We start from the raw sequence: 15,553 nt of genomic DNA on the forward strand, positions 1-15,553 counted from the left end.
ATGACGCATGGCTGAAGAGAACGACAACAGTCAGGAAAAAACGGAAGAAGCGACCCCCCGACGACTTGAAAAAGCCAGGGAGGAGGGGCAGACGGCCCGATCCCGGGAACTCGCCACCATGGCGGTGCTGATGGCCGGAGCGGGTGGTCTCCTCATGTTTGGGTCGCATCTCGGCGCCGCGCTTGAGGCCATCATGCGCGACAGCTTTGTGCTTGAGCGCTCCGCTATCTTCGATACCCGCCACATGAGTGTCCAGTTGATCGCATCGGCCAAGGAAGCTGCCTGGGCATTGGCGCCGATCCTTGTGCTGGTGCTCATCGCCGCGATTGCCGGATCCATCGGAATCGGAGGCTTGCTGTTCAGTGGCAAGGCCATTCAGCCTCAGCTGAGCCGGATGAACCCGATCAAGGGCGTGGGGAAGATGTTTTCCGCCCGTTCGCTGGTTGAACTGGTAAAAGCGATCGCCAAGGTGGGGCTGGTACTGGTCATCGCCATTCTGATTCTCAATGTGCGTACCGAAGACCTGCTCAGTATTGCCGAAGAGCCAGCGGTGCCGGCGATGAAGCATGTGCTATGGACGCTTGGCTGGAGTTTTTTCCTGCTGTCGGCAGCGACCATTATCATCGCCGCGATCGACGTGCCTTTCCAGATCTACGACCACCAGAAAAAGCTGCGCATGACCAAGCAGGAGGTCAAGGACGAGTACAAGGACACGGAGGGCAAGCCCGAGGTGAAGGGCAAGATACGTCAGCTCCAGCGGGAGATGGCCCAGCGCCGGATGATGCAGGATGTGCCCACGGCCGACGTGGTGATCACCAACCCTACTCACTACGCCGTTGCCCTGAAGTACGACCAGAAGGCCATGGCCGCGCCGGTAGTCGTGGCCAAGGGGGCCGACCAGATCGCTTTCAAGATCATGGAAATCGCCCGGGAGAACAAGGTGGAAGTCCTTCGTACACCGCCGCTGACCCGGGCGGTGTACCACAATACCGAGATTGGCGAGGAAATCCCGGACGGGCTCTACATGGCCATCGCCCAGGTTCTGGCCTACGTGTTCCAGCTCCGGCAATTCCGCAAGGGCAGGGGCCCCAAGCCGGGTATGCCGGATTTCCCGATTCCCTCCGACCTCAGGCGGGATGTCTAGGCCGGCACGCGGGCTTCGATGACGCGGACCATGGGTTCCCCCCGGCTTTCAGGGATCGGAAGGATGCCATACCAGGCCCGTGGGTCGTGAACGGTGACGTCCGTAAAGCCGCAGCCTGAAAAATGTTGCCGGGCCTCCGGATCCGATCTGAAATGGAAGCTGACCCGGCTTCGTGTCGCCGCGCCCAGGAGGTGGCCCAGGGTGTTAAGCGTGCCATTCAGCAGCGGCTGACCCGGGCGGTAATAACTCTCCGACAGGTAGACCGATCCCGGGCGCCTGCTCAGCACTTTCGCAAGTCGCCGCCAGAAATCGCTGATCACCGTCAGTGGGAAGTAGCTGGTCAGGCCTTCGGTCACGACCACCACTGGTTTGTCATTGTCGAATACCCGGTCAATCACCGTTTCGAGGGCCTGCTCTCCTTGCTCAGCCAGAATGTCGATGGGAGTGATCTGGTGGTGGGGCCCCAGCCTGCCCGCCGCCATAAGCCGAAGCGCCTTTCTGGCTGCCATGTCGGGCAAATCCGCTTCCACCATGTGCAGCGTTGGGTGTCGCTCTCGCAGTCGGATGCCACGGGGAGACATGCCTGCGGCGATTTCGAGGACCTGGGTGATGCCCTGTTCCCGGATCGCCGTCTCGATCAGATGATCAATGATCAGGTGACGCTGGAGCAGGAAGGTACGGATGTTGCCCCCGATGGCCGCCTTGCTTGCGGCTTCGAACGGAGTCATCAGGTGATAGAGGAGTTGGCCTTCCCGGGTTGTCAGCGCATCGTCGGAAAGGCCATACCGGTGCCAGACGGCACCGGTATAGAGGGCGGTAAAGCTGATGCCCGAGCTGTCAGTCCGTCGCTTGCTCATAGATGGCCTTGCCCCAGGCTTCGCGGCGGCCCGGCAGTACCAGGTTGAGTATGATGGCCGCCACCGCACACAGGGCGATGCCCTCGAGGTGGCCCAGCACCATACCGCCGATCCCGAACACCAGGGTAACACCCACGATGACCAGGTTCCGGGATTCCGACAGATCCACCTGGTGGCGGATCAGGGTATTCAGACCGACCACGGCAATCGAACCAAACAGCAGGCAGAGAATCCCGCCCATGACCGGCGCCGGGATGGTCTGGAGGGCGGCGCCGAATTTGCCGATGAAAGCCAGTACGATGGCAACAATGGCGGCCCACCACATGACCCTGGGGTTGAAGTTGCGGGTCAGCATGACGGCGCCGGTGACTTCCGAGTAGGTGGTATTGGGCGGGCCGCCAAAGAGTGCTGCGGCACTTGTGGCGAGGCCGTCCCCGAGGAGGGTCCGGTGCAGTCCCGGCTTTTCCAGGTAGTTCCGGCGGGTCACGTTGCCAATCGCCAGGATGTCGCCGATGTGCTCGATGGCCGGTGCGATCGCCACCGGAATCATGAACAGGACGGCGCCCCAGCTGAACTCGGGGGTCACGAAGTTGGGGACGGCAAACCAGGGCGCGTTCTCAATCGGGGTGGTGTCGACAATGCCCATGAGCGCAGACACGACATAGCCCACCACGACGCCAAACATGATCGGAATCAGGCGGAAAATGCCCTTGGCCCAGACCGACATCACGATGGTCACGGCCAGTGAAATCATCGAGATCCAGATCGCGGTGTCGTGGGGAACCAGTTGGCTGGAACCATCACCGGTCCTGCCGGACGCCATGTGGACGGCCACCGGGGCGAGACCCAGGCCGATGGTCATGATCACCGGAGCGATAACCACCGGCGGCAGCAGTTGCCGGATAAAACCGGTACCGCGAAGGCGAATAGCGCCGCTGAGCAGAACGTACAGGATGCCAGCCGCCATCAGGCCGCCCAGGGTTTCTTCCAGGCCGAATTTGCCTTTCGAGGCGATCACCGGAGCGATAAACGCGAAGGAGGACGCCAGAAAGATGGGAATCTGGCCGCCGGTCACTATGTGGAAAATCAGGGTGCCGATCCCCGCCGTGAACAATGCCACGTTCGGGTCGAGGCCGGTAATCAGGGGCATGAGCACCAGGGCACCGAATGCCACCAGCAACATTTGTGAGCCCGCGATGACCTGCTTCCAGATCGGGTCGTTCGAATGGTCCTGCATGATTCAGACGTCCTTCTGTTTGGTGCCGAAAATCTTGTCGCCGGCGTCGCCCAGACCCGGGAGGATATAACCCTTGTCGTTCAGGTGGTCGTCCACCGAGGCGGTGTAAATGGAGACATCCGGATGCGCTTCGAGCACCCGCTCGACACCCTCGGGGGCGGCGACGAGAACCAGGGCCCGGATTTCAGTGCTGCCGGCCTTCTTCAGCAGGTCGATGGTGGAGATCATGGAGCCGCCGGTCGCCAGCATCGGATCGACGATCAGGGCCATGCGCTGGTCCAGCTCTCCGACCAGTTTTTCCAGGTAGGTGCTGGCCTCCAGGGTTTCTTCGTTACGAATCTGACCGACCACGCTTACCCGCGCCACCGGAATCAGACTCAGGACGCCGTCCAGCATGCCCAGACCGGCCCGGAGAATCGGCACGATGGTGACTTTTTTGCCGTGGATCTGTTCGACGGAAACCGGGCCCGCCCACCCCTCAATGGTTTTTTCCTGGAGATTGAAGTCCTTGGTGGCTTCGTAAGTCAGCAGGGCGCCGACCTCCTGTGCCAGTTCACGAAAATTCTTGGTGCTGATGTCCGCCCGGCGCATAAGACCGAGTTTGTGTCGGATCAGGGGGTGCTTTACCTCGTGGATTGGCATGGTGTCACCTGTGTGTCTGTCTGTGTGGGTCGTGTTCGCGACGGGCGCGAACAAATGGCGCAAGGATACCGTATCTGACGGGTCCCGTCAGGCTTGTTGGCGGTATTGCCCGGGACGATTTCGTAAGGAGTGGTACGGATCTTGCGAAGAACCCTCCAAACGACGCACCGGCGTCAGATTTTCGACCACGTCGTGGCCCATGGGGCACGGCAAACCGGAGAAGTTTCCCGAATGGACAGAGCGTTAGTCCTTCACAACGTCAAATCCCTGACGCGAGGCAACCTCGGCATTCCCATCATGTTGATGGGACTTCTGGGCATGATGATTCTGCCCATGCCGGCGTTCCTCCTGGACGTCTTTTTCACGTTCAACATTACGCTGTCCATCGTGATTCTGCTGGTGTGTGTTTACGCCTTGCGGCCTATGGAGTTCGCCTCGTTCCCGACCGTGCTTCTGGTCGCGACGCTGCTTCGACTGGCGCTGAACGTTGCATCCACACGTATTGTGCTTCTGGAAGGGCATCAGGGCGGGGATGCTGCGGGTAAGGTGATCCAGTCTTTCGGTGAGGTGCTGATCGGCGGCAACTATGCCGTGGGGCTGGTGGTGTTCGCCATTCTCATGATCATCAACTTCATGGTGGTTACCAAGGGTGCCGGCCGGGTCTCGGAGGTGAGCGCCCGCTTTACCCTCGATGCCATGCCCGGCAAGCAGATGGCCATTGACGCGGATCTGAATGCGGGGCTGATTAACCAGGACGAAGCCAAGCATCGCCGGTCGGAAGTGGCCCAGGAAGCCGACTTCTACGGCTCCATGGACGGTGCCTCCAAGTTCGTCAAGGGCGACGCCGTTGCCGGTTTGCTGATCCTCGCGATCAACATCGTCGGTGGCGTTGCCATCGGGATGATGCAGCACGACCTCACCTTCGGACTGGCCATGCAGCGCTATGCACTGCTCACCATCGGTGACGGCCTGGTGGCCCAGATTCCCTCCCTGCTGCTGTCCACCTCCGCTGCCATCATGGTCACGCGGGTAACCTCCAGTCAGGAGCTGGGCGGTCAGATTATCCAGCAGATGTTCAGTGCGCCCAAGGCACTGGCGATTGCCGCCGGCATCCTGATTCTGCTGGGGCTGATTCCCGGCATGCCGCACCTGGCGTTCCTTGGTCTGGGTGCCATTGCAGGCGGTGCCGCCTGGTATATCTGGAAGCAGGATCGGCAGACCGTGGAAGAGGGCGGCGGTTTCCCGTCGCGGGGACCGGGATTGTCAGGGCAGGCGCCCTCTGGCCGTGATCTGCCGCCGGGTAGCGACAGTGGCGGCGGTGAGAATGCACAGCTTCCGGCTCCGGCCGGTGAGAACCGGGAGTTGGGTTGGGATGACGTCGCCACCGTCGATATTGTGGGTCTGGAGGTCGGTTACCGGCTCATTCCGCTCGTGGATAAATCCCAGGGCGGTCAACTGCTGAGCCGGATCAAGGGCGTCCGGAAAAAGCTGTCTCAGGATCTCGGCTTCCTGATGCCGTCCGTTCACATTCGCGACAACCTGGACCTCATGCCCAATGTGTATCGGGTCACGCTCATGGGCGTGACCATTGCCGAAGCTGAAATTCACCCCGATCGTGAGCTGGCCATTGATCCGGGCCAGGTGTTCGGGAAGATCGACGGCATTGAAGGCAAGGACCCGGCTTTCGGGCTCGATGCGTCCTGGATTGAGCCGGACAAGAAGGATCAGGCCCAGACCCTCGGATACACGGTAGTGGATGCCAGTACCGTGGTCGCCACCCACCTGAACCAGATTCTTCAGAAGCACGCCCACGAACTGATCGGGCACGAAGAGGCCCAGAAGTGGCTGGATCAGCTGGAAAAGATTTCACCCAAGCTCGCGGAAGAGTTGGTGCCGACCACCATTTCGATCAGTCTGCTTCTGAAAGTCCTGCAGAACCTGCTCAAGGAAGAAGTTCCGATCCGGGATATGCGTTCGATTGCGGAGGCAATCGTGAACGTTCATCCGCGCAGTCAGGATCCCAAGATACTGACTACCGTGGCGCGTCAGGCCCTGCGCCGGATGATTGTCCAGAGCATCTGTGGCAACGAGTCCGAGATTCCCGTGATTACGCTGGACCCGGACCTGGAACAGTTGTTGCTTAAGTCTGTTCAACAGAGTCAACAATCCGGCGGTCAGGATGACATAGGGTTGGTGCTGGAGCCGAACATGGTTGAAAAGCTCCAGCGCTCCCTGCAGGACAGCGTGCAGCGACAGGAGATGCTCGGCAAGCCCGCCATTCTTCTGGTGTCCGGGCCCCTTCGCCCGGTTCTGGCGAGGTTCGCCAGCTACGGAGTGGAACGATTGCACGTGTTGTCGTACCAGGAAATACCGGATAACAAACAGGTCACCATCGTGGCATCCGTGGGGCAGTGAGCCTGGCGGGTGTGAGTCGGCAAGCGTCATGAACGCGATGTCGCTGGAGGAAGCATAATGAAGGTAAAACGGTTTTTCGCTCAGACAATGGCAGAAGCGCTGAAGCAGGTCAGCCACGAAATGGGGCCGGATGCCGTGATTCTCTCCAATCGCCGGGTCGATGGCGGCGTCGAAATAGTGACGGCGCTGGACTACGACGAAAATATGGCGCGTCAGCGGCTTGGTGAAAAAGCTGCGGAGGCAAGCAATGGTTCCCGTCTGGCGGAGCTCCAGGCTGAGCAGCATCGCCGGCTTGAGGAAGAGCTGAACCGGTCCCGGGACCGAATCCGTGAAGTCCGCGAGAAGCGGGCCGCACAGGGTCAGGGGTACGAGAGCGCATCCTTTGCCGAATTGCAGGAAGCAGCGTCCGAGGCTTTCCAGCCCGCCGAAGCCGCTCCCGCCCAAACGGGGTATTCCGACGAGTTGGCCCAGATGCGTGCCGAAATCAGTTCCCTCCGGGACATGGTTCGCGGTCAGCAACCTGCTGTCGAAAAATCGCCAGGCAATGCGGTTCAGCAGAGGCTGGCGGAACGGTTGCAGGAATTCGGTCTTGGCGCGGATCTGGCCGGGTCACTGTCCCGGCGTCACCGGGGTGGAAAGCTTGAGGATGGCTGGAAACAGTCGCTGAAAATGCTGGCGACCGGGGTTCGGACCTCCCGCCAGGACTGGCTGGATGAAGGCGGCGTCTATGCGCTGGTTGGCCCGACCGGTTCCGGCAAGACCACGACAATCGGTAAGCTGGCGGCTCGCTATGTGCTTCGCCACGGCGCCGATTCCCTGGCGCTGGTGACAACCGATCGCTTCCGCGTGGCCGCGCACGAGCAGCTGTTTGTCTTCGGTCGCATCCTCAATGTGCCGGTTCGGGTGGTCGATGAGAGCCATTCCCTGGATGATATTCTCGACGAATTGTCCGACCGCCACCTGGTCCTGATCGATACCGCCGGCCTGACCAGCAGTGATCGGGGTTACCAGGAACAGCTGGCCGAACTCGCCCGGAGTCATCACAACGTCCGGACCCACCTTGTGGTTTCGGCCACCAGCCAGCCCCGTATCATGAAATCCGTCTGGCATTGCTATAAGATGGCAGAACTCGCGGGCTGCGTCATGACCAAGATCGATGAAGCCCTGACCCTGGGTGAGTCCCTCGGGTTTGTGATGGAAACGGGACTTCCGGTGGCCTGGTACACAGATGGCCAGAGGATTCCCGAAGACCTCCATCACGCAGAGGCCGTCCCACTGGTGAGATTGGCCGTTGAACGGCTCAAGATGCTGCAGCGACAGCAGGCCGTTGCCGAGGGGGCCTGACCGGGGTTCCGCCGTGCCGGATGACGGTTTATCCTGCGGGCATCAAGTGCGGTTAACAGAACAATGAGCGTTCGTTGAAACGTGGCAAGAGACAATAGACAGTATGAGCAAAGCACATCCGGTTCAGGTGATTGCAGTTTCCGGCGGAAAAGGCGGGGTGGGAAAGAGTAACGTCTCGGTCAACCTCGGGATCGCACTGGCGCAGAAAGGCCGGCGGGTGGTCCTGCTGGATGCGGATCTGGGCCTTGCCAACATCGACGTCCTGCTCGGAATAACGGCCAACCGGAACCTGCAGGATGTTCTGGCGGGGGAGTGTGATCTTCGGGACGTGCTGGTCAATGGCCCCGGGGGCATCAAGATCGTTCCCGCGTCCTCGGGTACCCAGCGGATGACCCAGCTTACGGCGATGGAGCATGCCGGCCTGATCAACGCGTTCAGCGAACTGGGCGATCAGATCGATGTGCTGATCGTGGATACCGCAGCGGGTATATCCGAATCGGTGGTCAGCTTTCTTCGTGCGTCCCAGGAGCTGTTGCTGGTTGTCTGTGACGAGCCGACCTCGATCACCGATGCCTATGCGTTGATCAAACTGATGAATCGGGACTACGGCGTCAACCGCTTCCGGATCCTGGCCAATCAGGTTCGCAACGATCAGGAAGGCCGTCACCTGTTCGAGAAACTGACCCGGGTCACTGAGCGGTTCCTTGATGTGGCACTACAATATGTGGGTATGGTGCCGTACGACGAAGCAGTCAGGAAAGCAGTGCAAAGACAGCGTGCCGTTCTTGATGCCTATCCCCGGGCCAAGGCATCCCTCGCCATCAAGGCGCTGGCCGAAAAGGTCGATAACTGGCCATTACCTTCTTCTCCCCGGGGGCATCTGGAATTTTTTGTGGAGCGGCTCGTCGAAGTCTGAATCGGATCCTGTCAACGATAAAAACACCGGATAGATGACATTGGCGAAACGTCTGGGAATGTACCATCAAGCTGTTGCCTCGACACCCTCCGGGCTGGTTGAGGAGCATGCTCCGCTGGTCAAGAAAATCGCCCTCCACCTGATGGCCCGTCTTCCTGCTTCGGTTCAACTGGAAGATCTCATGCAGGCCGGCATGATTGGTTTGCTGGAAGCGGCACAGCGATACAGTTCCACTGGCGGTGCGACGTTCGAAACCTATGCGGGCATCCGCATCCGTGGTGCGATGGTGGATGAGATTCGCAAAGGCGACTGGGTTCCCCGATCTGTCCACCGCAATGCCCGGCGCATCTCCCAGGCCATCAAGGTCGTGGAGGACCGGCTGGGCCGGGAGGCCCAGGACAGCGAGGTCGCTGAAGAGCTGGGCATGGACCTTGCCGAATACCATGCGTCGCTCAGTGACTCGAACGGCGGACGACTTTTTAGCCTTGATGAGCTCAATGAATCCGGCGAGCTGCCGATAGAACATTCAGAAACCAGTGATAATCCCTTTGAGGGGCTGTCTTCGGACGCATTTCGCCGGAGCCTGGCGCAGGCGATCGAGGAGTTGCCCGAGCGCGAGAAATTGGTTCTCAGCCTGTATTACCAGGAAGAACTGAACCTCAAGGAAATTGGTGCGGTGATCGGGGTCAGCGAAAGCCGCGTCAGCCAGATACACAGTCAGGCGGCATTGCGCCTGCGGGGCAGGCTGACAGACTGGCGGGATGAATCGGGCGTCTGAAACAGCGCTCTGTGTTGCAAGTGCTTTCCGGTCTGTAGCTTTTTGGTAAACAGCGCTTTACAACCGGCGTAAACGCCCGACAATAAGCGATTGATTCAAGTGGTGCCGGGGGTTGGGCACTATGCTCAAATGAATGCCGGGAGTGACTAACTGGAGGTCCCATTGGACAAGAACATGAAAATCCTCATCGTGGACGACTTTTCTACGATGAGACGCATCATCAAGAACCTGTTGCGCGATCTCGGTTTCACCAACACGGATGAAGCGGACGATGGCAATTCCGCGCTGCCGATGTTGAAAAGCGGGAAATACGATTTTCTGGTCACCGACTGGAACATGCCAGGTATGTCCGGTTTCGATCTTCTCAAAGCGGTTCGTGCAGATGAGAACCTGAAAAATCTGCCGGTGCTCATGGTCACGGCAGAAGCCAAGCGTGACCAGATCGTAGCCGCCGCCCAGGCCGGTGTGAATGGATACGTGGTCAAGCCGTTCACCGCCGCCGTTCTCAAGGAGAAGATTGAAAAGATCTTCGAACGAATCCAGTAACCAGAGGTCGGATGGCTCTCATGAGCGATAGCAACAAGAACCATCAGAGCCTCGATCCGGAAGTCGCGGCGAAGCTCGAAAGCCAGTCGGCGGAACTCGCCGAGAGTGTTCAGGCCGGAGATTATGCCCGGGCGATGACCCTGATCAATGAACTGAGTGACACGAGGGATCAGAGTCTGTACCGGGAAGTCGGTCGTCTTACCCGGAGCCTGCACGAGGCCATCCGGAACTTCCAGATCGATCCCCGCAACGCAGAGCAGAAAGAAGCGCTCTCCAAAATGTCGGATGCCTCGGACCGGCTCGAATACGTCGTGCAGATGACGGGCCAGGCGGCCAACCGCACGATGGATCTGGTTGAAGTGTCCATGCCGATGGCCCACGCCATCCGGGATGAGGCGCGGGCGCTCAGTGCCGAGTGGGCGAGGTTGCGGCGTCGGGAAATGGCGCCTGCGGAATTCCGCGAGCTGTACGGGCGGATTGACCGGTTTTTCTCAAGTCTTTCCACCGAGGCCGATACTATCTACAGCAACCTCTCGGAAATTCTGCTGGCGCAGGACTTCCAGGATCTGACCGGTCAGGTTATCCAGAAGGTGACCAACCTGGTCAAGGAGGTTGAGGAGCATCTTCTGAGCCTGGTGGTCATGGCGAGCCACGTCGATCAGCTCACCGGTACGGTCCATCAGATCGAGGACAAACAGGTTTCGGCCGAAGAGGGTGTTGGGCCGCAGATGAACGCCGAAGAGCGTGATGACGTGGTTTCCGGACAGGACGACGTGGACGATTTGTTGTCCAGTCTCGGTTTTTGACGAAAGAGGGTAGTACATGGCGTTCGATGCTGATGAAGAGATTCTCCAGGACTTTCTGGTCGAAGCCGGAGAGATTCTCGAAAAATTGTCGGAGCAGTTGGTCGATCTCGAACAGCATCCCGATGACAGCGATCTGCTCAACGCCATTTTCCGTGGCTTTCACACCGTAAAGGGCGGTGCCGGTTTCCTCCAGCTCGACGCCCTGGTCAATTGCTGCCACTCCGCGGAAAACGTGTTCGATATCCTGCGTAACCACAAACGCAAGGTTGATGCCGAGCTGATGGACGTTGTTCTGGAGGCCCTGGACAACGTTAACGCCATGTTCGAGGAAGTTCGCAACCACGAAGAGCCTACGCCGGCTCCCGATGAGCTGATCGCGGCCCTTGATGCCCTGGCACAGCCCGAGGGAGCGGCTAGCGTCAGTGCCGAACCCCCGGCGTCCGAGCCTGCTTCAACGTCTGCTGAAACAGATGGTGGTGACATCACCGACGACGAGTTTGAGCAACTGCTTGATGCACTTGATGGTGGTGACCAGAGCGATCAGTCTGCACCTTCTGCCCCGGCCGCCGAAGAGAGTGCTGGCGCAGAAGACGGTGATGATGAAATTACCGACGATGAATTTGAAAAGCTGCTGGATGAATTGCATGGGGAAGGCAAGTTTTCCGGAGCGCCCCCCGCAGATGCCGCGCCTGAAAAGCCTTCCACGGAAGGCGCGGGTGACAATGCCGGCTCTGCTGCCGGCGACGATCTGATTACCGACGACGAATTCGAGAAGCTGCTGGACGAACTGCATGGCAAGGGCGGCGCCCCTACTGGAGCCGACAGCGCGGCCGGCGGCCAATCACCGGCCAAATCCCAACCGGAACCGAAACCGGAATCCGCATCCCGCCCCGAGCCCGAGACAGCCAGGGAGCCTGCTGCTCCGAAAGCCGCTGCGAAGCCGCCAACGCCGCCCCGGGAGGCTGCGCCAGCGGGCGAGACCACCGTCCGGGTCGACACCAAACGCCTTGATGACATCATGAACATGGTGGGCGAACTGGTGCTGGTCCGTAACCGCCTGCAGCGACTGGGTAACGCCAGTGAAGACGAACAGATGCACAAGGCGGTGGCCAACCTCGACGTGGTCACCACCGATTTGCAGTCGGCGGTTATGCAGACCCGCATGCAGCCGATCAAGAAGGTCTTTGGTCGCTTCCCGCGCGTGGTGCGCGATCTGGCCAGAAGCCTCAAGAAAGAAGTCAGCCTGGTCATGCACGGTGAGGAGACCGACCTCGACAAGAACCTCGTGGAAGCCCTGTCGGATCCGCTGGTTCACCTGGTCCGGAACTCCGTTGACCACGGTATCGAGTCACCGGACGTCCGCGAGAAAGCCGGCAAGCCGAGGGCCGGTACGGTCACGCTGTCGGCCGAGCAGGAAGGGGACCATATCCTCCTGACCATCGAGGACGACGGTGCCGGTATGGATCCCGAGAAACTTCGCCAGAAGGCGGTTGAAAAGGGGATTTACGATCAGGACGCCGCCGATCGTCTGACCGACAACGAGTGCTTCAATCTTATCTTTGCCGCCGGTTTTTCCACCAAAGACCAGATCTCCGATGTGTCCGGTCGCGGTGTGGGCATGGATGTGGTGAAAACCAAGATCGGTCAGCTCAACGGCCAGATCAACATCGTGTCGGAGCTGGGCAAGGGTACGCGCATCCTGATCAAGGTGCCGCTGACGCTCGCCATCATGCCCACCCTGATGATCATGCTGGGGGATCAGTCCTTTGCGTTGCCTCTGGTGAACGTGGTGGAAATCTTCCACCTGGATCTCACCAAGACCAACATTGTCGACGGGCGCGAGTGTATCGTTGTCCGGGACAAGGTGTTCCCGCTGTTCCACATCAAACGCTGGCTGGTTCGTGGCGAAGCCGGGCAGGAAGAACCGGAGAATGCCCACGTGGTCATCGTCGCCATGGGCACCAAGCAGGTGGGGTTCGTGGTGGACCAGTTGATTGGCCAGGAAGAAGTGGTCATCAAGCCCCTTGGCAGGGCTTTGCAGGGCACACCGGGTATGGCGGGCGCGACAATCACCGGCGATGGTCGCATCGCGTTGATTATTGACGTTCCCAGCCTTTTGCAGAATTACAGTTGATTGTTCACGTCCGGAGACCGGAAGGCCGGCGTATTGGGTAGGAGAAATGGATGACAGTTTCGGTCCTGGTCGTTGATGATTCAGGGTTTTTCCGCAAACGTCTGACGGAAATTCTGTCCGCTTCCGGGCAGATCCGGGTTGTGGGCGCAGCTTCCAACGGGCGCGAAGGCGTCGACATGGCGGAGCGCCTGCGTCCCGACGTGATCACCATGGACTACGAGATGCCGGTGATGGACGGCATCTCGGCGGTCCGTGAAATCATGCGCCGGCACCCCACGCCGGTCCTGATGTTCTCTTCCCTGACCTACGAAGGCGCACGGGTAACGCTCGACGCCCTGGAGGCGGGGGCCGTCGACTTTCTGCCCAAGAACTTCGAGGAGATCGCCCGGGACTCCAGCCAGCTCCAGAAAATCCTCATTGACCGGGTGCTTGATGTTGCCAGGAGTCGGCCTGGCGGCGCATCGGCGACCCGCGCCAGACCGGCCGAACCGCAGTCGCCGCGCCCGACAGAGAGACCCCGTGCCGAACACCGGCCCGCAGCCCCGGTTCGTGAGCGTGTGGAGCGGCCTGTCCGGGAGCCGGAACCGCCCCGAAGAACGGTACATCGCGCGGCAAAGCATTACAGCGTTGTCGGTATTGGCACGTCGACCGGCGGTCCGGTTGCGCTCCAGAAAGTCTTGACGGTCCTGCCGGCTTCGTTTCCGGCTCCGATCGTCCTGGTGCAGCATATGCCGGCAAGCTTCACCCCGGCCTTTGCCGAGCGGCTGAACCGACTGTGCAAGATCGAGGTCCGCCAGGCGGCGGATGGCGATGTGCTTCGCCCCGGCCTGGCATTGCTGGCCCCCGGGGGCAAACAGATGATGATTGAAAGCCGCGGCGGTCAGCCCCGCGTGCGCATCCTCCCCGGTGACGAACGTCTCAATTACAAGCCCTGCGTGGACGTGACTTTCGGATCCCTTGCCCGTAGCTTCCCCGGCAAGACCCTGGGTGTCATTCTGACGGGTATGGGCGCGGACGGTCGGGAAGGCTGTCGGATGATGAAGCAGACCGGTTCCGATATCTGGTCTCAGGATGAAAAGTCCTCCGTTATCTATGGCATGCCCATGGCGGTGGCCAAGGCGGGACTGTCGGACGAAGTCCTGTCGCTGGACGAAATCGGGGCGCGTCTGGTCGAAGGTGTGTGCTGATGGATATCCTCAGCCTCCTTGGCATCATCCTGGCATTCGCGGCGATTCTGGGAGGCAATCTCCTGGAAGGCGGGGCACTGGGCTCTCTGTTCAACGGTCCGGCGGCTCTGATTGTCATCGGCGGTACCCTGGCAGCCACCATTCTGCAAACCTCTTGGCCTCTGCTGAAGCGGGCGTTTGCGCAGTCCCGCTGGGTGTTCCTGCCGCCGTTTGTCAGTATGGAGGACGGGATTGGCAAGGTAATCGACTGGAGCGTCAAGGCCCGCAAGCAAGGCTTGCTCGGTCTGGAAGCCCTTGCAGAACGGGAGCCTGAGCCTTTCGCCCGTAAAGGGCTCCAGCTCCTGGTTGATGGCGCTGAAACAGAGACCATCCGGGGCATCATGGAAGTGGACCTGGAGTCCCGTGAACAGAGAGATCTCGAGTCGGCCAAGGTGTTCGATGCCATGGGCGGATATTCTCCGACCATCGGCATCATCGGTGCGGTCATGGGCCTGATTCAGGTGATGACCAACCTGGAAGATCCCCAGACCCTCGGCGGCGGCATCGCGACCGCGTTCGTGGCCACCATATACGGGGTGGCCCTTGCCAACCTGCTGTTTTTTCCGGTTGCCAACAAGCTTCGGGGCATCGTGCGGGAGCGAACCCGTTACGAGGACATGATGATTGACGGCATCATTGCCATTGCCGAAGGCGAAAACCCCAAATCCATTGAGTTGCGACTGCGGGGATTCCTGCAGTAGGAACAGGCGGGCTCTATGCGGCGACGCAGGCGATCCACTGACGAATTGCATAACAAGGAGCGCTGGCTGATTTCCTACGCGGATTTCATCACGCTGCTTTTCGCTTTCTTCGTGGTCATGTACTCGGTGTCTTCGGTCAACGAGGGGAAGTACAAGGTCCTCTCCGAAACCCTGAATGGCGTTTTCAATGCGCCCCAGCATTCCGTGAATCCGATTACGGTGGGCGAACGTCCGCAGCGATCGGTGAACGCGCCAGCCGACAACGTAATTCCCCCTCCGGTCGCTGAAGCGCCGCAAAATCCGCAAGCGGATCTCCAGGCCCGGACCAGGGCCCTGCGTGCCATGGCGGATAAGTTGACCATGGAGTTCGACGAACTGATCAACCAGGGTGTGGTTACTCTCGAAACCAGCGACAAGTGGCTGGAATTGAACCTTCCCAACAGCATGCTGTTCGGCAGTGGTGACGCGGAACCTCACTACGATGCCTTTGACGTGGTGGAAAAGATTGCCAGCGTTCTCCGGGATCGTGACAACGCGGTTCGGGTCGAGGGGTTTACCGATAACCAGCCGATCAGCACGTCAAAATTTCCGTCCAACTGGGAACTGTCTGCCGCCCGTGCCGCCGCGGTTGTCCGAATGCTGGTCCGTGAGGGCGTCGAGCCGGAACGGTTGGCCGCCGTCGGCTATGGCCAGTATCAGCCAGTTGCACGTAACGACACCGATGCCGGGCGGCGTCGAAACCGGCGCGTGGTCTTGTTGATTTCCAGGGATGCCAGTATCCGCGGTGCCATGCGTTAATGCCTCTGC

14 protein-coding genes are annotated in these 15,553 nt (G+C 60.0%); 11 read left to right on the top strand and 3 right to left on the bottom strand.

Annotated elements, in window-relative coordinates; genetic code table 11:
- Nucleotides 1-7: 7 nt before the first annotated feature.
- The gene (gene flhB, locus MLD04_RS03435) at nt 8-1,144 is read left to right on the top strand and encodes a flagellar biosynthesis protein FlhB (RefSeq protein WP_248154785.1); all 1,137 of its coding nucleotides are present in this window, start codon (nt 8-10) and stop codon (nt 1,142-1,144) included.
- On the opposite strand, the gene MLD04_RS03440 is transcribed toward flhB, so the two are convergent.
- Genes MLD04_RS03440 through upp form a run of 3 tightly spaced genes read right to left on the bottom strand, consistent with a single transcriptional unit; the run spans nt 1,141 to nt 3,880 of the window.
- Nucleotides 1,141-2,001, bottom strand: a complete 861-nt coding sequence (locus MLD04_RS03440) for a class I SAM-dependent methyltransferase (protein ID WP_248154787.1) — start codon at nt 1,999-2,001, stop codon at nt 1,141-1,143. The two genes, flhB and MLD04_RS03440, sit on opposite strands and share 4 nt — an antisense overlap.
- Nucleotides 1,982-3,238, bottom strand: coding sequence for a uracil-xanthine permease family protein (locus MLD04_RS03445; RefSeq protein ID WP_248154788.1), 1,257 nt, complete (start codon nt 3,236-3,238; stop codon nt 1,982-1,984). Before MLD04_RS03445 ends, MLD04_RS03440 begins: the two co-directional genes overlap by 20 nt.
- 3 nt (nt 3,239-3,241) lie before the next feature.
- The gene (gene upp, locus MLD04_RS03450) at nt 3,242-3,880 is read right to left on the bottom strand and encodes a uracil phosphoribosyltransferase (protein WP_008938805.1); all 639 of its coding nucleotides are present in this window, start codon (nt 3,878-3,880) and stop codon (nt 3,242-3,244) included.
- 231 nt (nt 3,881-4,111) lie between these two features.
- Here upp and flhA point away from each other — a divergent pair, with 231 nt between their 5' ends.
- The 10 genes from flhA (at nt 4,112) to motD (ending at nt 15,544) form a co-directional block, all read left to right on the top strand.
- Nucleotides 4,112-6,295, top strand: a complete 2,184-nt coding sequence (gene flhA / locus MLD04_RS03455; RefSeq protein ID WP_248154790.1) for a flagellar biosynthesis protein FlhA — start codon at nt 4,112-4,114, stop codon at nt 6,293-6,295.
- Between the two features lie 57 nt (nt 6,296-6,352).
- Entirely contained in the window at nt 6,353-7,639 is a 1,287-nt protein-coding gene (flhF, locus tag MLD04_RS03460; protein WP_248154792.1) for a flagellar biosynthesis GTPase FlhF, read from the top strand.
- A 103-nt stretch (nt 7,640-7,742) separates the two neighbouring features.
- Nucleotides 7,743-8,555: a MinD/ParA family protein gene (locus MLD04_RS03465; protein WP_248154794.1), complete on the top strand. Its 813-nt coding sequence runs from the start codon at nt 7,743-7,745 to the stop codon at nt 8,553-8,555.
- Nucleotides 8,556-8,589: 34 nt separating this feature from the next.
- Nucleotides 8,590-9,333 (top strand): RNA polymerase sigma factor FliA, encoded by a 744-nt coding sequence (locus MLD04_RS03470; protein ID WP_248154796.1) that lies wholly within the window; start codon nt 8,590-8,592, stop codon nt 9,331-9,333.
- 162 nt (nt 9,334-9,495) lie between these two features.
- On the top strand, nt 9,496-9,879 hold the full coding sequence (gene cheY, locus MLD04_RS03475) for a chemotaxis response regulator CheY (protein ID WP_008938800.1): 384 nt from the start codon (nt 9,496-9,498) through the stop codon (nt 9,877-9,879).
- Between the two features lie 20 nt (nt 9,880-9,899).
- A complete protein-coding gene (locus MLD04_RS03480; RefSeq protein WP_248154798.1) occupies nt 9,900-10,685 on the top strand; it encodes a protein phosphatase CheZ in 786 nt (261 codons plus the stop codon).
- Between the two features lie 16 nt (nt 10,686-10,701).
- On the top strand, nt 10,702-12,819 hold the full coding sequence (locus MLD04_RS03485; RefSeq protein ID WP_248154800.1) for a chemotaxis protein CheA: 2,118 nt from the start codon (nt 10,702-10,704) through the stop codon (nt 12,817-12,819).
- A gap of 50 nt (nt 12,820-12,869) precedes the next feature.
- The gene (locus MLD04_RS03490) at nt 12,870-14,006 is read left to right on the top strand and encodes a protein-glutamate methylesterase/protein-glutamine glutaminase (RefSeq protein ID WP_248154802.1); all 1,137 of its coding nucleotides are present in this window, start codon (nt 12,870-12,872) and stop codon (nt 14,004-14,006) included.
- The gene (locus MLD04_RS03495; protein WP_248154804.1) at nt 14,006-14,746 is read left to right on the top strand and encodes a flagellar motor protein; all 741 of its coding nucleotides are present in this window, start codon (nt 14,006-14,008) and stop codon (nt 14,744-14,746) included. The genes MLD04_RS03490 and MLD04_RS03495 overlap by 1 nt, the downstream gene beginning before the upstream one ends.
- A gap of 15 nt (nt 14,747-14,761) precedes the next feature.
- Entirely contained in the window at nt 14,762-15,544 is a 783-nt protein-coding gene (gene motD, locus MLD04_RS03500) for a flagellar motor protein MotD (RefSeq protein ID WP_248154806.1), read from the top strand.
- The last annotated feature ends 9 nt before the right edge of the window (nt 15,545-15,553 follow it).

This window comes from Marinobacter koreensis (genome assembly GCF_023156285.1).
Classification (GTDB): Bacteria; Pseudomonadota; Gammaproteobacteria; order Pseudomonadales; family Oleiphilaceae; genus Marinobacter; species Marinobacter koreensis.